The following is a 19433-nucleotide window of genomic DNA, read 5'->3' on the forward strand; positions in this document are numbered from 1 at the left end:
CAGCCCCCGAGTACGCGAAAGTCCGCCGTTTCCGCCCGGAACGGCGGACTTTTCGCGTACTCGACGGCTTGGGAAAGAAGGGTGGCGCGGGGGGTCGGGTAGATTCACAGCGTGTATCTGAAGAGTCTGACGCTCAAGGGCTTCAAGTCGTTCGCAACGGCGACGACTTTCGCCTTCGAGCCGGGCGTCACCTGCGTCGTCGGGCCGAACGGCTCCGGCAAGTCGAACGTGGTCGACGCCCTTGCCTGGGTGATGGGCGAGCAGGGCGCCAAGACGCTTCGCGGCGGCAAGATGGAGGACGTCATCTTCGCCGGGACCTCCACCCGCGGCCCGCTCGGCCGCGCCGAGGTGCAGCTCACGATCGACAACACCGACGGCGCCCTGCCGATCGAGTACACCGAGGTCACCATCTCTCGCACGCTATTCCGCAACGGCGGCAGCGAGTACGCCATCAACGGCCAGTCCTGCCGGCTGCTCGACGTGCAGGAGCTGCTCAGCGACTCCGGCCTCGGCCGCGAGATGCACGTCATCGTCGGCCAGGGCCAGCTCGACGCCGTGCTGCGCGCCACCCCGGAGGAGCGCCGCGGCTTCATCGAGGAGGCCGCCGGCATCCTCAAGCACCGTCGCCGCAAGGAGAAGACCCTCCGCAAGCTGGAGGCCATGCAGACCAACCTCACCCGGCTGAGCGACCTCGCCGGGGAGGTGCGGCGGCAGCTCAAGCCGCTCGGCCACCAGGCCGAGATCGCGCGCGAGGCGCAGTCCATCGCCGCCATCGTCCGCGACGCCCGCGCGCGCCTGCTGGCCGACGACGTGGTCGGGCTGCGTCGTTCGCTCGACGACCACACCCGCACGGAGGCCTCGCGTCACAGCGAGCAGATCGTCCTGCAGGAGCAGCTCGAGCAGAAGCAGCTCCGCCGCACCCGCCTGGAGCAGGCCCAGATCGGCGACGCCGTCGACGTCGCGCGCAGCACAGCCTTCGCGCTGGAGCAGGCTCAGGACCGCCTGCGCAGTCTCTACTCGCTCGCGACCCAGCGGGTCGCCCTCCTCGGCAGCCAGGCCGAGACCACAGCCGACGGACCGCGCGTCAGCCCGCAGATGGTGCAGGACGCCGCCGACGAGGTCGAGCGGCTGCGTGCCGCCGTCGTGGAGGCCGAAGCGGCCTGGCAGGCGGCGCAGTCCGCGACCCGTGCCGCGCGCGGCCGGCTGGACTCGGTGGACGACGAGATCGCGGCGCAGGGCGCGCTCGTCTCCAAGCACGACCTGGAGATCAGCAAGCTGAACGGCCAGGCCGAGGCCGCCGCCCAGCGCCTCGCGGCCGTGCGCGGAGAGGTCCTCCGCCAGCAGAACGCACTCGACGCCGCCACCGAGCGCCGCGAGAAGGCACAGGCCGAGTTCGCCGCGCGGGAGGCCGAGGCCGCCGCCACGGACCTCGGCGAGGGCGCCCTGGACGAGGCCTACGAACTCGCCCAGGCCGACGTCTTCGAGGCGGAGGGGCTCATCGAGACCCTGCGCGACGACCTCCACGCACTGGAGCGCGAGCGCGACGCCCTCGCGGCCCGCACCTCCGCGCTGTCGCTCGCCCTCGACCAGAAGGACGGGTCGGCAGCGCTCGTCGCCGCGCGCCTCCCCGGCGTCCGCGGCCTCGTCGCCGAGCACATCCGTGTCCATCCCGGCAACGAGGCGGCCATCGCCGCCGCCCTCGGCACGCTGGCCGACGCGGTGCTCGCCGAGAGCAGGGACACCGCCTTCGACGCGGTCGCCCATGCCGCCGCCGACGACCTCGGCCGGGTGGAGGTCATCGTCGCCGACGCCACGGCTCCAGCGGTCGACCTGACCGGCGTCGCCGGAGTCGTCCCCGCTCAGTCGGTCGTGGAGGCGCCGAGCGGCGTGCTCGGCCTGCTTGCGTTCACCGCCATCGCGGAGGACGTGGAGTCAGCGCGCGCCGCGGCCGACGCGTTCCGCGCGCGGAAGCTCGGCGGCCCCGTCACCCTGATCACCCGCACCGGAGAAGTGCTCACCGACTTCGTCCTGCGCGGCGGCTCCGGCGCCACGCAGAGCCGCATCGAGCTGATCGCGGACCGTGACGCCGCGGAGGACCGCCTCGGCGAGGTCACCTCCCTGATCGACCGCGCTCGGTTCGCGCTGGCCGAGCAGCGCGGTGTCCTCCAGGTCGCCAAGGAGCAATCCCAGACCGCGCTCACCGCTCTGCGCGAGTTCGACTCCCAGCTCGCCGCCCAGACCGAGGGGCTGAACCGGGTCAAGGTGCAGTTCGAGGCCTCCGTGGCGGAGTCCGACCGGCTGAGCCGCGCGCTGGAGCAGGCCGCCGAGCGCGTCGCCGAGGCAGAGTCCGCGGCGGAGACCGCGAAGTCGGAGCTGGAGGTCGCACGCTCGCGGCCGCGGCCGATCCTCGACGTCTCCGCACGAGACGCGCTCTCCGTCGAACTGGACGCCGCCCGCGAGACGGAGGTCGAGGCGCGCCTGGCAGTCGAGACCGCGAAGGAGCGCGTCCGTGCGGAGCAGGCCAGAGGAGAGGCACTCGCCCGGCAGCTAGACGCCGAGCGCGCCGCTGCGGAGGAGGCCGCGCGCCGTGCCGTCATCCGCCGCCGGCAGCTCGAGGCGGCGCAGGGGGTCGTGGACGTCCTGCCCGCGGTGCTCGCCTCCGCCGACCGCTCGGTGTCGCAGGCGCGGCTGGAGCTCGCCGCCGCCGAGGCGCAGCGTGCGAGCCAGAACGAGGAGCTCGCGACCGTGCGCCGCGAGGAGGCCGCCCTGCGCGAGCGCCTGCACGGCATCACCGAGTCGGTGCACGGCCTGGAGCTGCAGATCTACGAGAAGAAGCTGCACCTGTCGAGCCTCCTGGAGCGGGCGGGCAGCGAGCTCGGCCTGGTCGAGGACGTACTCGTGGCCGAGTACGGGCCGGACGTGCCGGTGCCGCCCGACACCCGAGACGAGGACGGCGCCCGCGACGAGGACGACACGCGCGAGGAGCAGGCCGACGGCGAGGATCCCGAAGAGCGCCCTGGCACCCCCTACGTCCGCGAGCAGCAGCAGAAGCGCCTCGCCTCCGCCGAGCGCAAGCTCGGCCAGCTCGGCCGGGTCAACCCGCTCGCGCTGGAGGAGTTCGCGGCCCTGGAGCAGCGGCACAAGTTCCTCACCGAGCAGCTCACCGACCTCACCAACACCCGCAAGGACCTCGTGACGATCATCGAGGAGATCGACGAGAAGATGCAGACCATCTTCGAGTCGGCCTTCGCGGACACCGAGGCCGCCTTCGAGCGGGTGTTCCCGATCCTGTTCCCCGGCGGCTCCGGCCACATCTCGCTGACCAACCCGGACGACCTCCTCACCACGGGCATCGAGGTGTCGGTCAAGCCGGCCGGAAAGAAGATCGAGCGGCTCTCGCTGCTGTCCGGCGGCGAGCGGTCGCTGGCCGCGGTGGCGCTGCTGATCGCGATCTTCAAGGCCCGCCCCAGCCCGTTCTACATCATGGACGAGGTGGAGGCCGCGCTCGACGACGCCAACCTGGGTCGCCTGCTGACGATCTTCGAGGACCTCCGCGAGAACAGCCAACTCATCGTGATCACGCACCAGAAGCGCACGATGGAGATCGCCGACGCCCTCTACGGCGTCTCGATGCGCCAGGACGGCGTCTCGGCGGTCGTCGGCCAGCGCGTCGTGCAGGAGAAGGCGTCGGCCTAGCCGTCAGCTCCCTCGAACACGATCGCCGCGAGCTTGCCGTCGATCCCGTCGAGGGCGTCCGCCGCGCGCCGCTCGCAGCGCATGGCGAGGCCGACGTGGCCCTGCTCGCGCAGCTCGTGGGCCAGCAGGAGGTCGTCGCGGTTGTCGCCGAGGGCGTCCTGTACGGCTTTCGCCGCTGCGGCGAGGCGGACGGCCGAGCGGCCGAGCTCGTCCGCGACGGCCTCTGCCGCGTACCGGACCTTCCGCGCGGCCTTGCGGGTGGCGTGCCGTTCCTCCAGGCTGTCGCCGCGCGGCAGGTGCACCTTCGCCACCGACTTCTCCAGCCCGCGCTCGGTGACGCGGGAGGGGTCCTTCCGTCCTTTCGCCGAGAGCGGCGGCTCCGCGGCGAACATCTGGAGGTCGGCCAGCAGCGCACGGACCTTCGGGCCGTGGAGGAAGCGGAGCAGCGCCGCCAGCGCCTCCCCGTGGGCGGCGCGGGTCTCCGCGGCCTGCGCCGAGACGGCGTCGACGAGCTCGGGCTCGTCGTCGGCCTCCAGGAGGTCCTCCAGCGTCGTCGCCTTGACCTCCAGGTCGCGCACAGCGCCGAGCCGGTCGCCCAGCGCCTCCAGTCGCAGTCGCATGCCGAGAGCGGCATGCGACTCGAAAGCGGCCCGGTAGACCCGCAGGACGCTGCGCAGCCTGCGGACCCGGATGCGGGCTTGATGGACGGCGTCCTCCCCGTCCTCGTCGATCGCGACGAGCTGCTCGGCGAGCTCCGCCGACACCGCCACCAGGGAGAACATGGCGCCACCGTACCAACTAGTCTGAGTGCATGGCAGACCGCACCCCCTGGTCCTTGTCTGGCGCCCTCCGCGGGATGTTCGCCAGGAAGACCATCGACGACTCCACCTGGGACGATCTGGAGACGGCGCTCATCACAGCGGACTTCGGTCCGGACGTCACCGAGGCGGTCGTCGACGATCTGCGCGCCAAGGTCGAGCGCTACCACACCACCGACCCGGCCGACCTCCAGCGCATGCTGCGCGAGACGATGGAGGAGCGGCTCTCCAGGCTCGACACCACCCTCAAGCTGAGCGAGCGGCCCGCGATCGTCCTGGTCGTCGGCGTGAACGGCGTCGGCAAGACCACGACGATCGGCAAGTTCGCCAAGTTCCTGCGCACCTACGACCGCTCGGTCGTCGTCGGCGCGGCGGACACCTTCCGCGCCGCTGCGGTCGAGCAGCTCGCCACCTGGGCCGAGCGCGCCGGGGCCGAGATCGTCCGCCCGCAGCAGCAGGGCCAGGACCCGGCGTCCGTGGCGTTCCAGACGGTCGAGAAGGCCAAGCGAGACGGCACCGAGATCGTCATCATCGACACCGCGGGCCGGCTGCAGACCAAGGGCGGCCTGATGGACGAGCTGTCCAAGATCAAGCGCGTGGTCGAGAAGCAGGCGCCCATCGCGGAGGTGCTCCTGGTGCTCGACGCGACCACCGGCCAGAACGGCCTGGCGCAGGCCGAGGCGTTCCTGGAGCACGCCGGGGTGACCGGCCTCGTGCTCACCAAGCTCGACGGCTCGGCGAAGGGCGGCTTCGTGCTCGCCGTGCAGGAGCGCACCGGCCTCCCGATCAAGCTCATCGGCCAGGGCGAGGGCATCAACGACCTGACCGGCTTCACCCCGCACGTCTTCGCGCAGCAGCTCGTCGGATAGGGACGTCATGGCCATCGAGCACGACTACTTCGGCGTCATCGACGAGACGGCCTCCGGCGGCCTCGCCTGGAACGACACGGTCGACCTCGCCGACCAGGCGGTGGAGGTCGAGCTGCGCGCCGACGACGAGCGCGCGGTGGGGGAGTTCGCGCTCGACTCCGCGGCGGCGCTCATCCAGGCGATGGAAGGCTTCGACAACCGGGCGAGGGACGCGCTCATCGCCGAGCTGAGCTCGCAGCAGTCGGCGACGACGAGCTACATCGACGATCACGTGGACAAGCTGGGGGAGTCGCTGCTCGACCTTCTGGTCTACAACTCGGGGGACATCGCGATGGACGTGCTGCGCTCGCTCCAGCTCCTGGCCGTGAGGGTGCAGGCCGACCAGGCCGGCGAGGACGAGGCCTTCGCGACGTTCGACTACTCGATCAGCCCGGACGAGACGGACGCGATCCTCACGGTGTCGTTCGATGTGCGCGGCGACGTGGTCGCGGTCGACACCCAGGGCTGACATACACAGCTGACGCGCAGGGCTGACGCGCACAGTGCAGGCTCGGCGACCGGCCAGCCTCGCCCGATAGACTTGCACGATCATGGCTACTTTCGGCTCGCTGTCCGACCGTTTGACGGACACCTTCAAGAACCTGCGCACCAAGGGCAAGCTCTCCCCGTCCGACGTCGACGGCACCGTGCGCGAGATCCGCCGCGCGCTGCTCGACGCGGACGTGGCGCTCGACGTCGTCAAGGAGTTCACCGGCAAGGTGCGCGAGCGCGCCCTGTCCGACGAGGTCAACAAGGCGCTGAATCCGGCGCAGCAGGTCGTCCAGATCGTCAACGAGGAGCTCGTCGCCATCCTCGGCGGTCAGCAGCGCCGCCTCCAGTTCGCCAAGAAGCCGCCGACGGTGATCATGCTCGCCGGCCTCCAGGGCGCGGGTAAGACCACGCTCGCGGGCAAGCTCGGCAAGTGGCTGGTCAAGGACGGCCACACGCCGCTCCTCGTCGCCGCCGACCTCCAGCGGCCCAACGCCGTCACTCAGCTCCAGATCGTCGGCGAGCAGGCCGGCGTCCCTGTCTATGCTCCGGAGCCCGGCAACGGCGTCGGCAACCCGGTGAAGGTGGCCAAGGACGCCATGAAGTTCGCCGAGACCAAGCAGTACGACACGGTCGTCATCGACACCGCCGGTCGCCTCGGCGTCGACGCCGAGCTGATGAAGCAGGCCGCCGACATCCGCAAGGCCACCGACCCGGACGAAGTGCTGTTCGTCATCGACGCGATGATCGGCCAGGACGCCGTGGCCACGGCCAAGGCGTTCCAGGACGGCGTCGACTTCACCGGCGTCGTGCTGTCCAAGCTCGACGGCGACGCACGCGGTGGCGCCGCCCTCTCGGTGGCGTCGATCACGGGCCGCCCGATCATCTTCGCCTCCACCGGTGAGGGCCTGGACGACTTCGAGCCGTTCCACCCCGACCGCATGGCGTCGCGCATCCTCGACCTCGGCGACATCCTCACCCTCATCGAGCAGGCCCAGGAGGCCTTCGACGAGGACGAGGCGCGCAAGGTCGCCGAGAAGTTCGCGACCGACAGCTTCACGCTCGACGACTTCCTCAAGCAGATGCAGCAGCTGCGCAACATGGGCTCCATCAAGAAGATGATGGGCATGCTCCCCGGCGCCGGCCAGATGAAGCAGCAGCTCGACAACTTCGACGAGCGCGAGATCGTGCGCACCGAGGCCATCATCCAGTCGATGACGACGGCCGAGCGCACCACTCCCAAGCTGCTCAACGGCTCCCGCCGGCTGCGCATCGCCAAGGGCTCCGGCACCACGGTCACCGAGGTGAACCAGCTCGTCAACCGCTTCGAGCAGGCCGCCAAGATGATGAAGACCGTGGCCAAGGGCGGCGTTCCGAATGTCCCGGGCATGGGCCCGATCCCCGGCGCCGGCTATGCGGGCAAGGGCAAGCAGCAGCCCAAGAAGAAGGGCTCCCGCTCGGGCAACCCGGCCAAGCGTGCTGCGGAGAACGCCGCGCTCGCGTCCGGCGTCAAGCCGGCGACGGGCACGCCGGGAGGCACCGGCTTCGGACTCGGCTCCGGGAACAAGGCGAAGGCCGGAGGCCCGACCGAGGAGGAGCTGGCCGCCCTGCAGAAGTTCATGGGGCGCTGAGGCCCGCGCGCTGAGGCCCGCAGCCGCTAGGAGGTCACGCCGAGCGGCGCGAGCCGGTCTTCGATGACCTTCGCGACGGCGCGCTCGCCCGCCGCGTTCGGGTGGATCCCGTCCGCCTGCACCAGCTCGGGATGCCCCGCCAGCGGGTAGCCGATGTCAAGGAACGTCCCGCCGACGCCGGTCACGGCCTTCTCGACGATCCCGTTGACGGTCGCCACGGTCGGCGGCGGCGTGTCCGCGCCCCAGACCGTCGTGATGCCGATGATGCGCGCCCGCGGGAACGTGTCGCGCAGTTCACCCAGCAGTTCGTCCGCCGAGGAGGCCACGAGAGCGGCGTCCTGCGTGCGGTCGTTGCGGGTGGCCGCGATCAGGATGTAGTCGGGGTGCAGGCCGAGTGCAGTGGCGACCTGCTCGCGGTAGGTGTCGCCGTTCCAGCCCGGCTTGACGAAGCCGGAGCCGGAGACCGCGAGGTCGGTGAGCGTCCAGCCGTGCTGCGCCGCCACCAGCGCGGGCCAGGCTTGATCCGGGCGCACGCCCTTGCCGAACGCAATGGAGTCCCCGATGGCGATGACCTGCGGCTTCGAGCGCTCCGCTGGGGCCGCCACAGCCGTGCCGTCGGCGGCGACCGGGCGCGCGGCGACGACCGAGGAGCAGCCGGCGAGAGCGGCCGCGGCGAGAGCGAGCGCGACGACGGCGATCAGGCGGGGACGGGTGGACACGGTGTGAGGCTAGACCGCGCTGACTGACAGATCGCTGTGCATCCCGTCCGGGCGTGTCGGAGTGTGCGGGCGCAGGCCTAGCTGCGAGCGGGTCCCGGCTCGATCCGCGCCTTCGCGATGGCGTCTGCGACGGTCCTCCCGAGCAGTTCCTGGCCCGCGCTGGTCGGGTGGATGCCGTCCGCCTGCAGGAGGGTCGGCTGCCCGAGGAACGTCTGGCCCAGCGGGAGCCAGTGGCCGCCGACGCCGAGGACCGCGCTCTTCAGGGCCTCGTCGACGACCGTGGCCGTACGGCCCGCAGCTGTCGCTCCCCAGACCGACCCGATCCCGATGATCGTGGTGTGCGGGAGTGCGGTGGACAGCCGGTCGATCGCCGCCGCGGTGTCGCGCGTGACCGTCCCGGGAGCGGAGGCGGCGGTAGCCGCGTCGTTGCGCGTCGCGGCGACGATGACGACCTGCGGGCGCAGCCGGATGGCAGCGCTCACCTGGTCGTCGAAGTCGTGGGTGTTCACGCCGGGCGTGGTGAAGCCGGCGCCGGCTTCGCCGAGGTCCGTCAGGTCCTAGCCGAGGCGGGTCGCAGCGATGAGCGGCCAGGCGTCGTCGGCGGGCACACCCAGGCCGATCGCGATGGAGTCGCCGATCGCCGCGGCCGTGGGCTGCGCCTCCGTCGCCGAGGCAGACGCGGTGGACGGCGCGGACGGGGTGAGTGTCGTGCAGCCGGTCAGAGCGAGGCCCGCGAGGACGAGGACGGCCGCGACGCGGCGCACTCCACCCGCGCGAGGTGTCGCTTGCGTCACACGATCCCGTCGAGCTTCGACAGCACGACCGACGCGATCGCCTGCTGGCCTTCGAGGGTGGGATGCTCGCCGTCGTCCTGGACGAGGCCGAGCTGGCCGCGGTACGGCTGGCCGAGGTCGATCCACTTGCCGCCCGCCGCGGTCACGGCCTGCTTCAGTGCGTCGTTCAAGGGAGCGAGGTCGTTGTCGCTGGCCTCCCCGGTGAGAGCGTTGTACCCGATCAGGTGGGCTTTCGGCAGGGCGTCGCTCAGCCGCTCGACCGCGGCCGCCATCGCCTTGGCGACGGCGGAATTGTCCTGGCCGAGGTCGTTGTCGGAGGCGCCGATCAGCACCACGTTCGCCTTCGCGGCGATGGCCTGGTCGATCTGGCCGTTGAAATCGGCGTTGGTGGCCCCGACGGCGACGAAGCCGGCCCCCGGCTCGCTGAAGTTCTCCAGCCCCCAGCGCCGATCGACCGCGACGAGCGCCGGCCAGGCCTCGAACGGCTCCAGACCCATGCCCGACTCGATCGAGTCCCCGACGATCGCGACCACCGGGTGCTTGCCGGCCGGGACCGCGGCGCCGACGGCGACCTGCGAGGAGGCGGACGCGCATCCGCTCAGGGCGACCGTGCCGAGCAGCAGCGCTGCGAGCGCCGTGGCGACGGTGGCGAGAGGTCGGTGGCCGAACATGCCAACGAGCCTAAATGACGAGTCTATGGATGGACTATGCACGGCTATGAGCCCCCTGTGCCCGGGTGGCCGGCGTCCCGCGCCGTCCGGTCCAGCCCGCTGCGGAGCTCGTGCGTGAGCGAGCTGACCACGGCCTGCAGGCTGCCGCCGTTGGCCTCCGCGACGGCGAGCTGGCGCTGGTAGCTGGCGCCGGTGGCGAGCACGTCGGCGACGGTCGCGAGCTCGGCGGAGCAGCCCAGCCGTTCCGCGGTGTCACCGAGCTCGTCCACGAGCTGGAGGAGCTGCTCTCGCACCAGGCGCTCGGTGCCGTCCGGCGCGACGATGATCTCGGCGTCCAGCCCGTAGCGGGCCGCGCGCCACTTGTTCTCTCGCACGAACCACGGCTGGAGGGTGACCGGCTCGACGCCCTCGTCCAGGTCGCCGGACATCCGGTCGGTCAGGCAGTGGATGAGTGCGCCGACTGCGCCCACTTCGTCCGCGGTCGAGAGCCCGTCGCACGCGCGCATCTCGACGGTTCCCCAGCGGGGCGATGGTCGGATGTCCCAGCGCACTTCACTATGGTCCTCCACGACGCCGGTCGTCACCAGGTCCTGCACGTACTCCTCGTAGTTCGCCCACGAGCCGAACTGCCACGGCAGCCCCGCGGTCGGCAGCTGCTGGAACATGAGCGCGCGGTTGGAGGCGTACCCGGTGCGGGCGCCCGCCCAGAACGGGCTCGACGCGCTGAGCGCCTGGAGGTGCGGGTAGTAGGTGAGCAGACCGTTGACGATCGGCAGCGCCTTGTCGCGGTCGTCGATGCCGACGTGCACATGGATGCCCCAGATCATCATCTGCCTGCCCCACCACTGGGTGCGGTCCAGCAGCCGGTCGTAGCGCTCGTTCGGCGTGATCTTCTGGTCGTACCACTGGGCGAAGGGGTGCGTGCCTGCGCACATCAGCTCAACGCCCAGCGGGTCGGTGACCTCGCGGGTCAGCGCGACCAGCTCCTGCAGGTCGGTGATGGCGGCCGGGACGCTGTGGTGCACCCGGCTGACCAGTTCGATGGTGTTCAGGAGCAGCTCGTGGGTGATCTGCGGGTGCTCCCGGCCGTCCGGGGTGCCGAGCTCGCGGAGCACCTCGTCGGCGATGTGCACCAGGTCGCCTGTCGAGCCGTCGACCAGCGCCAGCTCCCACTCGATCCCGACGGTGGAGCGCTCCGACTCTGCGAATTGGATCTGCATCGCTGTGACCCCGTCCGTCCGATTGTTCATTGGGCGCGCTTTTCTGACAGAATATCTAGTTGAGTTCACCGTGCCCGACCCTCTATCCGGTACGGCGGACGAACAATAGACCTCCTGCCGCGTGTGCCCCCACGCCCACGGCAGTCAGTTCGACAACGAATCCACCGGAACCCTGCGGGTTCCGGACGTCAACACAGGAGAATTGTGGCTGTCAAAATCCGTCTGAAGCGCCTGGGCAAGATCCGCGCTCCGTACTACCGCATCGTCGTCGCCGACTCGCGCACCAAGCGCGACGGTCGCGTCATCGAGGAGATCGGTCTGTACCACCCGACCGAGGAGCCCTCGCGCATCGAGGTCGACTCCGAGCGCGCTCAGTACTGGCTCGGCGTCGGCGCTCAGCCGTCCGAGCAGGTGCTCGTGCTGCTCAAGCTCACCGGTGACTGGGGCAAGTTCAAGGGCGACAAGAACGCCGTCTCGACCGTCAAGACGGCCGAGACCAAGGAGGCGTTCGTCGCCGACGAGAAGAAGAAGCCGGTCCTGAAGCCCAAGAAGGACGACACCGCCAAGAAGGCGGAGGCCGTCGTCGAGGCCGAGGTCGAGGCCGAGGAGGCCGCTGAGGCCGAGGTCGTCGCCGAGGCCGAGGAGATCACGGCCGAGGCCGACGGCGAGAAGGCGTAACACCTTGCTCGCTCCCGCTCTCACGCACCTGGTCAAGGGCATCGTCGACCACCCGGACGACGTGCACGTCGTGGCCAAAGGTTCGCCGCGTGGCGAGGTCCTCGAGGTTCGAGTGAACCCCGAGGACCTCGGGCGGGTCATCGGCCGTTCCGGCCGTACCGCCAAGGCCCTCCGCACGCTCGTGGCCGCGCTGGCCGACGGCCGCCGCGTCCGCGTCGACGTCGTCGACGACTGAGGTGGCGGACCACAAGCTGCCCCGCAAGGAGGTCGCACCGCGACCGGGTCAGACCGAGCTGCGCGTCGGCCGGCTGACCAAGGCGCACGGTCTGAAGGGCGCTCTGAAGCTCGAGCTGTTCACGGACGAGCCGGAGCACCGCTTCGTTCCGGGCGCCGTCTTCACGCTCCAGGTGCCCACGGCCTCCAAGTGGCACGGCAAGACCCTCGAGCTCATCGAGCTGCGCTGGTACAACGGTCACGCGGTCGGCTTCTTCGCCGGCGTGGACGACCGCACCGAAGCGGAGACGCTGGTGAAGGCCATCCTCTGGGTGAGTCAGGACGCCACGCAGCTCCCTCAGGAGGACGACGCCTGGTACGACCACCAGCTCGTCGGCCTGAGCGCGCGCCGCGACGGCGTGGAGGTCGGCACCGTCGCACGGGTCGACCACCTTCCCGCACAGGACCTGCTGGTCGTCCGCACGGCCGACGGCGAGGTCCTGGTGCCGTTCGTGAAGGCGATCGTGCCCGAGGTCGACATCGCCGCGGGCACCGTCACCCTGACCCCGCCGCCCGGACTCTTCGAGGACCTCCCCGACGACGACCCCGAAGACAACGACCCGGAGGCCGCACCCGCCGAGGAGTGACTCGTCGCGGAAATCCGCGCGGTCATTCCCGCGACGACTCACCTTTCGGGCTGGAGGATGGTGAGGCCGCGGGCACGGAGTAGGCGGGTGTCGGCGTTCAGGGCCGCGAGCAGGCGCTCGTGCGTGCCGACGATGTGCCGGTGGATGCTGTCCGCCGCGGCGTCCGCGTCGCGTGCGGCGAGCTGCTCGACGATCGTGCGGTGCTCCTCCCACGCGGTCCGCCGCGCGTCGGCCGTGCGCACCTCCAGCCAGCGGGTGCGGGCCAGCCGGGTCATCGCGGAGGACACCGAGTCGGCGAAGAAGTGGTTGCCGCTGAGGGCCGCGAGCCGCACGTGGAAGCCCGTGCCCGCGCCGACCGCGTCCTCGTCGCTCCGGTCGGGGTCGTAGGCGCCGAGGTCGTCGTGCAGCGCGCGCACGTCGTCGTCCGCGGCCCGGACGGCGCTCAGCCGCACCGCGGCGGTCTCCAGGGCGTCGCGCAGCTCGCTGAGCCGGGCGATCTCGCCGAGGTCGATGGGGGAGACCTCCCACCCTCGGCCCTCGCGGCGGACCAGCCCCTCCGCCTCCAGGCGCATGAGCGCCGCGCGCAGCGGGGTGCGCGAGGCTCCCAGCTCGGCTTCGAGCCCTCGTTCGGTGATGCGGGAGCCGGGGACGCGGTCCAGGTCGAGGATCGCCGAGCGCAGGCGCTCGTACACGTGGGGCTGCTCGGGCATCGGTCTCCTTCGTTGGTATACCAAGCCGGTATACCGCTAGGGTATACCGCATGAGCCGAGAAACACGAGAAGAGACCGGGCAGGCGATCAGAACCCCTCGGCCGTGGCTCATGCTCGCCCTCGGCGTCATCGGCCAGGCCAGTTCGACCGTCTTCGTCTCCACCCCGGCCTTCCTCATCCCGCTGCTGCACACCGAGCGCGGGCTGAGCCTCGCGCAGGCCGGTCTGCTCGCGTCCACGCCCACGTTCGGGCTGGTGCTCGCGCTGATCGCGTGGGGCGCGCTGAGCGACCGGATCGGGGAGCGCTGGGTCATCGCGTCCGGGCTGGCCGTCACCGCGGCCGCCGCGGTCGCCGCCATGTTCGTCGCCTCCTACATCGCGCTCGGCGCGCTGTTCCTGGTGGGCGGGATGGCGGCCGCGAGCCCCAACGCGGCGAGCGGCCGCGTGGTCATCGGCTGGTTCGCCAAGGAGCGGCGCGGGCTCGCGATGGGCATCCGGCAGATGTGCCAGCCGCTCGGCGTCGCGATCGCCGCGATCAGCGTCCCGCTGCTGGCGGCCTCCGGCGGGATCGCCGCGGCCCTCACCGTGCCTGCGGTGCTGTGCGGCGTCTCGGCCGTGCTGTGCGCGGTCGGGATCGTCGACCCGCCCCGGCCTCCGCGTCGCGCCGCAGAGGGGGAGGAAACGCACTCCCAGGCCACCTGGAGCCCGTACCGGGAGACCTCCCTGCTCTGGCGGATCCACGTTGTCTCGATGCTGCTGGTCGTCCCGCAGTTCACCGTGTCCACGTTCGGGCTGGTCTGGCTCGTCACCGAGCTGCACTTCACGTCGCTCGCGGCGGGTGTCGTCATCGCGGTCAGCCAGTTCGCCGGCGCGCTCGGCCGGATCGGCGTCGGCGTGCTGAGCGACCGGGTCGGCAGCCACCTGGTGCCGCTGCGCTGGGTGTCGGTCGCGGCGGTCGCGGTGATGCTGTTGATGGGCGCGGCCTCCGCCCTCGGCTCGGTGGCCGCCGCGGTCATCCTGATCGTCGCGGCAATCGTCACCGTCGCCGACAACGGCCTCGCCTACACGTCGGTCGCCGAGATCGCCGGGCCGTTCTGGTCCGGCAGGGCGCTCGGCGCGCAGAACACCGGTCAGTTCCTGGCGGCGTCGGTCGTCGGCCCGGCCGTCGGCGCGCTGATCGGCTGGGTCGGCTTCCCGCTGGCGTTCGCCGCTGTCGCGGTCTGCCCGGCGGTGGCGGCCCCGCTGGTGCCGCGCGACCGGGAGCTCGCGGTCGTCCCCGAATAGACTTCTCGGCATGCGCATCGACATCGTCACGATCTTCCCGACCTTCTTCGATGTGCTCGACATCTCGCTGCTCGGCAAGGCACGGCAGGCGGGCATCATCGCGCTCGGCGTCCACGACCTGCGCGACCACACCCACGACCGGCACCGCACCGTCGACGACACGCCGTACGGCGGCGGCGCCGGCATGGTGATGAAGCCGGAGCCGTGGGGGGAGGCCCTGGACGCCGTGCTGGACGGCTCCGACGACCCCGTGCTGCTGTTCCCGTCGCCGGCCGGCGAGGTGTTCACCCAGGCGATGGCCCGCGAGCTCGCGACCGAGTCCCACCTCGTCTTCGGCTGCGGCCGCTACGAGGGGATCGACCAGCGCGTCTTCGACGAGTACGCCTACCGGGCGCGGGTGCGGCTGGTGAGCATCGGCGACTACGTGCTCAACGGCGGCGAGGTCGCGACGATGGCGATGATCGAGGCGATCGGGCGACTCATCCCCGGCGTCGTCGGCAACCCGGAGAGCCTGGTCCAGGAGTCGCACGAGGACGGCCTCCTCGAGTACCCGTCGTACACGAAGCCCGCCGAGTGGCGCGGCCACGAGGTCCCGCCCGTCCTGCTCTCCGGCAACCACGGCGCGATCGAGACCTGGCGCCGCGAGCAGTCCCTCGCCCGCACCGCCCGCGTCCGCCCCGACCTCCTCCCGTAGCGCCGCGCCTCCATCGCTTCCGGAGTTCTGCACGCGACACGCCGACGCGAGGCGTACACAACTCCGGAACGGATGGTCAGGGGGCGCTGAGGACGAGGGGGCCGGAGTCGGTGATGGCGACGGTGTGCTCGGAGTGGGCGCCGCGCGAGCCGTCGGCGGAGCGGAGCGTCCAGCCGTCGGGGTCGGTGAAGATCCTGTCAGTGGTCTCCAGGAACCACGGCTCGATCGCGATGACCAGGCCGGGGCGCAGCGGGAAGCCGCGTCCGGCGCGGCCGTCGTTCGGGATGTGCGGGTCGCCGTGCATCGTCCGGCCGACGCCGTGGCCGCCGAACTGCGTGTTCACCGAGTAGCCCTCGGCGTGCGCCACGGCCGCGATGGCCGCCGAGATGTCGCCCACCTTGCCTCCGGGCTGCGCTGCCGCGATGCCCGCCGTGAGCGCCCGGCGGGTCGTGTCGATGAGCCGGAGGTCCTCGTCGCGGGCCGATCCGACCACGATGCTGACCGCCGAGTCGGCCACCCAGCCGTCGACGCTCGCCGCGAAGTCCAGGCTGAGCAGGTCGCCGTCGCGCAGCCGGTAGTCGTGGGGGAGGCCGTGCAGCACGGCGTCGTTGACGGAGGTGCAGATCACCTTGCCGAACGGGCTCGCGCCGAACGACGGGTGGTAGTCGATGTAGCAGGACTCCGCGCCGCGGCTGCGGATCAGGTCGTGCGCGATCCGGTCCAGCTCCAGCAGGTTGACGCCGACCTTCGCCGCGGCGGCCGTCTCGGCGAGGACCTCGGCGACGAACCGGCCGGCCGGTCGCATCTGCTCGATCTCGGCGGGGGTCCTCAGCTCGATCACGGGACGTTCTCCTTCTGTGGTGTGACTGCGTCCAGTCTTCCATGCGGCGAGGCCAGCAGTCCGCCCTCGGCGAACCGGCAGCCAGCGCACAGCCGCGCGACGTTACGCTGGCCGCATGTTCATCCGCAAGGCGTTCTACTGGTGGCTCTTCCCGTCCGCCGTGGTGCTGCCCGTCTGGCTGTTGATCGGCTGGGCCGCGTTCAACCAGGGCAGCGGCTGGACGTTCCTCGGGTTGCTCATCCTCTGCCCGATCCTCTTCGTCGCGCTGCTCGCGATCGGCGGCATCGTGATGGCGCGCAGGAGCGTCAGGGAGACCCGCGCGGTCTCGTGGTACGACACCGGTCTCCTCGCCGGCTGGAGCGCCTCCATCATCGCCTTCGGGTTCTTCCCGCCCGGCGCCACCGGCTGGCTCGCCGTGCTCGGCGTGCTGTTCTTCCTGGCGATGTTCTGGGTCGGGCTGTGGGAGCTGGTGACCGAGGCGCGCGACCGGGTGGCGGTCACCTTCGCCGCCTACCAGCAGGCCGCCCAGCCGCAGCAGGTGCCGCGGCCGTCCAGCCCCGTGGTGGACGACGCGGACGTGATCGTCATCGAAGAGCATCGCGAGGACTGACCTCCGCGCCGGCTGCGCCGCCGCGCTTTGGCAATAGAGCCTCGCGCGTGGCAGAATGGTTGTTCGTGCCGCCGCCCGGCTCTGCCGCAGGGGAGCCAGCAATTCGAGCGTGCACACCCAATCGAATCCCGGCCGTCGCCGTGCGCAGCGCGCATCCGTACGACGGCCCCGAATCCGTCCCCGACCTGCAGGCGGGTACAGAGAGCGAACAGCAATGCACATCCTCGATCAGGTGGACGCCGCGTCCCTCAAGTCGGACATCCCCGCGTTCCGTGCCGGCGACACCGTCAAGGTGCACGTCAACATCATCGAGGGCACCCGCTCTCGTATCCAGGTCTTCCAGGGCGTCGTGATCGGCCGCTCGGGCGAAGGCGTCCGCGAGACCTTCACGGTCCGCAAGGTCAGCTTCCAGGTCGGCGTCGAGCGCACCTTCCCGGTGCACTCGCCGGTCATCGACCACATCGAGGTCGTCACCCGCGGTGACGTCCGTCGCGCCAAGCTGTACTACCTCCGCGAGCTTCGCGGCAAGAAGGCGAAGATCAAGGAGAAGCGCGACAACTGAGCGTTTCGCGCGCGACTCTTCCTGAGCTCCCGGTCCTACACTGGACCGGGAGCTCAGGCGGTTAACGAGCCAGGCAGGGTGGATGACGGACGAGACACTGCCCACGCGGCCCGAACGCGTGGTGCGGCGAGAGCGCGGCAGGCGCAGCGGCCTGCTGTTCGCGCGGGACGTGCTGGTCGTGGTGGTGATCGCGCTGCTCGTGGCCTTCCTGGTGAAGACCTTCGTGGTGCGCTCGTTCTACATCCCCTCCGGATCGATGGAGGACACCCTCCAGGTCAACGACAAGATCCTCGTGAACGAGCTGCAGCCGTCGCTGTTCCCGCTGAGCCGCGGCGACGTCGTGGTGTTCCGGGATCCGGGAGGCTGGCTCCCGAAATCCCCGCCGGTCGTCCGCAACCCGCTGGCCCAGGCCGCGGACACCGCGCTGACGTTCGTCGGGCTGTCCGCCTCCGACAGCGACGATCACCTCGTGAAACGGCTCATCGGCCTCCCGGGCGACCACGTGGTGTGCTGCGACACCGCGGGCCGGATCACCGTCAACGGCACCGCGATCCACGAGCCGTACATCGTGATCCCGCCAGGCCAGAAGAACGCCGCGACGCTCGCCTTCGATGTGACGGTCCCGAAGGGCCGCATCTGGGTCATGGGCGACAACCGCTACGACTCGCAGGACTCGTCCCGCAACCAGGCGCTCCCCGGCCGCGGCTTCGTCCCGCTCGACCACGTCGTCGGGCGGGCCGCGGTGATCAGCTGGCCGGTCAGCAGATGGACGTGGTTGGACGACTATCCTGATGTCTTCAGAGGCGTGGAGGAGAAGAAGGAATGATGACCCCGGTCTCGCCGTCGCTGCGCTTCGAGAAGGCGCTCTACCGCGACGGCGTCACCTCGATCGTGGCCGTCGACGAGGTCGGCCGCGGGGCGCTGGCCGGCCCGGTGGCGGTCGGCATGGTGGTCATCGACACCGGGGTCAAGCGCATCCCGCCCGGACTGCGCGACTCCAAGCTGCTGCCGGAGCCGGTGCGCGAGGCGCTCGAGCCCGCCTGCCGGCGCTGGTCGCTGTTCCACGCCGTGGGGATGGCCTCGGCCGCGGAGGTGGACTCGCTCGGCATCATGCGCTGCCTGGGCCTCGCCGGCGCCCGCGCCCTCGCCATGCTGGAGGACCAGGGTGCGCAGGTGCGGGAGAGCACGCTGATCCTGGACGGCAACTACGACTACCTCAGCCCGGCGGTCATGCGCCCGGTGCGCGTGGTCACGCGGATCAAGGCCGACCGTGACTGCGCGTCGGTGGCCGCTGCCTCCGTCATCGCGAAGGTGCACCGCGACCGGTTGATGATCGGCCACGACGTGGATTACCCCGGTTACGGCTGGGTGAGCAACAAGGGCTACTCGACGCCGGAGCACTTCGCCGCGATCGCCGAGCTCGGCCCGAGCGCGCTGCACCGGCTCACCTGGCTGAAGGACCTCGCGACCCTCGACATGCCGACCTGAGTCGGCACGGCTAGACTTGGCGAACGATGGATGAGGACGAGTTCGACGACTACGACCGCGAGGTCGAGCTGGCTTTGTATCGCGAATACCGGGACGTCGTCTCGCAGTTCAAGTACGTGATCGAGACTGAGCGCCGCTTCTACCTGGCGAACGAGGTGGAGTTCGTGCGCCGCGATACGGAGCACGACTTCTACTTCGAGCTCACGATGAACGACGTCTGGGTGTGGGATGTCTACCGCGCCGACCGGTTCGTGAAGTCCGTTCGCGTGCTGACGTTCAAGGACGTGAACATCGAGGAGCTCTCGAGCAAGGAGTTCGAGCTCCCGAAGGAGCTGGCGCTCGACGAGTGAGCTCGCCGGGTTCGTTCTGCCTGTGGTGCTTGTCCTCCACAACGCTCTGAGCTGACGACTTCTCCACAGATTTCGCTCCGCCCGGTTCTGCCCTGGCCCCTCCGACCACGCTGGTCGTGGGAGGAAACATGGCAGAGAAAGACCGTCTGGGTCGTCGCGGCGAGGCCGTGGCGGCGGACTGGCTGGAGGCGCGGGGCTACGAGATCGTGGCCCGTAACTGGCGCTGCGCGAGCGGGGAGCTCGATCTGATCGCACGCCTCGGGCGTGTGACCGCGTTCGTGGAGGTCAAGACCAGGAGCTCGGTCGCGTTCGGGCACCCGTTCGAGGCGATCACGGGGGAGAAGGCCGCGCGGCTGCGCCGTCTGGCGGCAGAGTGGTGCCGGGCGCACGGCCCCGTCCGCGGCGAGACGC

General features: G+C 70.8%; 23 protein-coding genes. 15 read left to right on the forward strand and 8 right to left on the reverse strand.

Annotated features, from left to right (window positions below; all coding sequences use genetic code 11):
• Window positions 1–111 precede the first annotated feature (111 nt).
• Window positions 112–3696: a chromosome segregation protein SMC gene (gene smc / locus ABH923_RS20430; protein WP_370057225.1), complete on the forward strand. Its 3585-nt coding sequence runs from the start codon at window positions 112–114 to the stop codon at window positions 3694–3696.
• Here the strand turns inward: smc and ABH923_RS20435 are convergent.
• Window positions 3693–4478 carry a CHAD domain-containing protein gene (locus ABH923_RS20435; protein ID WP_370057226.1) on the reverse strand — a complete coding sequence of 262 codons (786 nt, stop codon included), beginning with the start codon at window positions 4476–4478 and terminating at the stop codon, window positions 3693–3695. The two genes, smc and ABH923_RS20435, sit on opposite strands and share 4 nt — an antisense overlap.
• A 29-nt stretch (window positions 4479–4507) precedes the next feature.
• Between ABH923_RS20435 and ftsY the strand changes: the two genes are divergently transcribed.
• The 3 genes from ftsY (at window position 4508) to ffh (ending at window position 7542) form a co-directional block, all read left to right on the forward strand.
• Window positions 4508–5383: a signal recognition particle-docking protein FtsY gene (gene ftsY, locus ABH923_RS20440; RefSeq protein ID WP_370057227.1), complete on the forward strand. Its 876-nt coding sequence runs from the start codon at window positions 4508–4510 to the stop codon at window positions 5381–5383.
• 7 nt (window positions 5384–5390) lie between these two features.
• Complete coding sequence (locus tag ABH923_RS20445) at window positions 5391–5891, forward strand: DUF2004 domain-containing protein (protein ID WP_370057228.1); 501 nt, start codon at window positions 5391–5393, stop codon at window positions 5889–5891.
• 82 nt (window positions 5892–5973) lie between these two features.
• On the forward strand, window positions 5974–7542 hold the full coding sequence (gene ffh / locus ABH923_RS20450) for a signal recognition particle protein (RefSeq protein WP_370057229.1): 1569 nt from the start codon (window positions 5974–5976) through the stop codon (window positions 7540–7542).
• A gap of 26 nt (window positions 7543–7568) precedes the next feature.
• Here the strand turns inward: ffh and ABH923_RS20455 are convergent, their stop codons facing one another.
• The 5 genes from ABH923_RS20455 to ABH923_RS20475 all read right to left on the reverse strand — a co-directional run bounded on the left by ABH923_RS20455 (window position 7569) and on the right by ABH923_RS20475 (window position 10946).
• Entirely contained in the window at window positions 7569–8261 is a 693-nt protein-coding gene (locus ABH923_RS20455; protein ID WP_370057230.1) for an SGNH/GDSL hydrolase family protein, read from the reverse strand.
• Window positions 8262–8338: 77 nt separating this feature from the next.
• Window positions 8339–8815, reverse strand: a complete 477-nt coding sequence (locus ABH923_RS20460; protein ID WP_370057408.1) for an SGNH/GDSL hydrolase family protein — start codon at window positions 8813–8815, stop codon at window positions 8339–8341.
• A 3-nt stretch (window positions 8816–8818) separates the two neighbouring features.
• Window positions 8819–9055 carry a hypothetical protein gene (locus ABH923_RS20465; protein WP_370057231.1) on the reverse strand — a complete coding sequence of 79 codons (237 nt, stop codon included), beginning with the start codon at window positions 9053–9055 and terminating at the stop codon, window positions 8819–8821.
• A complete protein-coding gene (locus ABH923_RS20470) occupies window positions 9052–9726 on the reverse strand; it encodes an SGNH/GDSL hydrolase family protein (protein WP_370057232.1) in 675 nt (224 codons plus the stop codon). The genes ABH923_RS20465 and ABH923_RS20470 overlap by 4 nt, the downstream gene beginning before the upstream one ends.
• A 44-nt stretch (window positions 9727–9770) precedes the next feature.
• Complete coding sequence (locus tag ABH923_RS20475) at window positions 9771–10946, reverse strand: glutamate--cysteine ligase (RefSeq protein ID WP_370057233.1); 1176 nt, start codon at window positions 10944–10946, stop codon at window positions 9771–9773.
• Window positions 10947–11150: 204 nt separating this feature from the next.
• On the opposite strand from ABH923_RS20475, the gene rpsP reads away from it, so the two are divergent.
• From rpsP to rimM, 3 genes are read left to right on the forward strand one after another with little or no spacing between them, the layout of a single operon-like run.
• The gene (rpsP, locus tag ABH923_RS20480) at window positions 11151–11624 is read left to right on the forward strand and encodes a 30S ribosomal protein S16 (RefSeq protein WP_370057234.1); all 474 of its coding nucleotides are present in this window, start codon (window positions 11151–11153) and stop codon (window positions 11622–11624) included.
• A 4-nt stretch (window positions 11625–11628) separates the two neighbouring features.
• Window positions 11629–11859: an RNA-binding protein gene (locus tag ABH923_RS20485; protein WP_055920003.1), complete on the forward strand. Its 231-nt coding sequence runs from the start codon at window positions 11629–11631 to the stop codon at window positions 11857–11859.
• 1 nt (window position 11860) lies between these two features.
• Complete coding sequence (gene rimM, locus ABH923_RS20490; protein WP_370057235.1) at window positions 11861–12484, forward strand: ribosome maturation factor RimM; 624 nt, start codon at window positions 11861–11863, stop codon at window positions 12482–12484.
• A 38-nt stretch (window positions 12485–12522) separates the two neighbouring features.
• Here the strand turns inward: rimM and ABH923_RS20495 are convergent, their stop codons facing one another.
• Window positions 12523–13194, reverse strand: a complete 672-nt coding sequence (locus ABH923_RS20495; RefSeq protein WP_370057237.1) for a GntR family transcriptional regulator — start codon at window positions 13192–13194, stop codon at window positions 12523–12525.
• A gap of 50 nt (window positions 13195–13244) precedes the next feature.
• Here ABH923_RS20495 and ABH923_RS20500 point away from each other — a divergent pair, with 50 nt between their 5' ends.
• Both ABH923_RS20500 and trmD read left to right on the forward strand, forming a co-directional pair.
• The gene (locus ABH923_RS20500) at window positions 13245–14477 is read left to right on the forward strand and encodes an MFS transporter (RefSeq protein WP_370057238.1); all 1233 of its coding nucleotides are present in this window, start codon (window positions 13245–13247) and stop codon (window positions 14475–14477) included.
• Window positions 14478–14487: 10 nt separating this feature from the next.
• Window positions 14488–15171, forward strand: coding sequence for a tRNA (guanosine(37)-N1)-methyltransferase TrmD (gene trmD / locus ABH923_RS20505; protein ID WP_370057240.1), 684 nt, complete (start codon window positions 14488–14490; stop codon window positions 15169–15171).
• Between the two features lie 76 nt (window positions 15172–15247).
• Here trmD and map read toward each other — a convergent pair whose 3' ends face one another.
• Window positions 15248–16012 carry a type I methionyl aminopeptidase gene (map, locus tag ABH923_RS20510; protein ID WP_370057241.1) on the reverse strand — a complete coding sequence of 255 codons (765 nt, stop codon included), beginning with the start codon at window positions 16010–16012 and terminating at the stop codon, window positions 15248–15250.
• Window positions 16013–16127: 115 nt separating this feature from the next.
• Between map and ABH923_RS20515 the strand changes: the two genes are divergently transcribed.
• From ABH923_RS20515 to ABH923_RS20540, 6 genes are all read left to right on the forward strand, one after another.
• Complete coding sequence (locus tag ABH923_RS20515; RefSeq protein ID WP_370057242.1) at window positions 16128–16622, forward strand: hypothetical protein; 495 nt, start codon at window positions 16128–16130, stop codon at window positions 16620–16622.
• A 214-nt stretch (window positions 16623–16836) separates the two neighbouring features.
• On the forward strand, window positions 16837–17184 hold the full coding sequence (gene rplS / locus ABH923_RS20520; protein WP_345839320.1) for a 50S ribosomal protein L19: 348 nt from the start codon (window positions 16837–16839) through the stop codon (window positions 17182–17184).
• Between the two features lie 82 nt (window positions 17185–17266).
• The gene (gene lepB / locus ABH923_RS20525; RefSeq protein WP_370057243.1) at window positions 17267–18010 is read left to right on the forward strand and encodes a signal peptidase I; all 744 of its coding nucleotides are present in this window, start codon (window positions 17267–17269) and stop codon (window positions 18008–18010) included.
• Window positions 18010–18672, forward strand: coding sequence for a ribonuclease HII (locus tag ABH923_RS20530; RefSeq protein ID WP_370057409.1), 663 nt, complete (start codon window positions 18010–18012; stop codon window positions 18670–18672). The genes lepB and ABH923_RS20530 overlap by 1 nt, the downstream gene beginning before the upstream one ends.
• A 26-nt stretch (window positions 18673–18698) precedes the next feature.
• On the forward strand, window positions 18699–19022 hold the full coding sequence (locus tag ABH923_RS20535; RefSeq protein WP_018190696.1) for a DUF2469 family protein: 324 nt from the start codon (window positions 18699–18701) through the stop codon (window positions 19020–19022).
• 128 nt (window positions 19023–19150) lie between these two features.
• The coding region (locus ABH923_RS20540; RefSeq protein WP_370057244.1) for a YraN family protein at window positions 19151–19433 on the forward strand (283 nt) is incomplete at its 3' end.

Origin of the sequence: Leifsonia sp. EB41, assembly GCF_041262565.1 — a bacterium.
Lineage (GTDB): Bacteria > Actinomycetota > Actinomycetes > Actinomycetales > Microbacteriaceae > Leifsonia.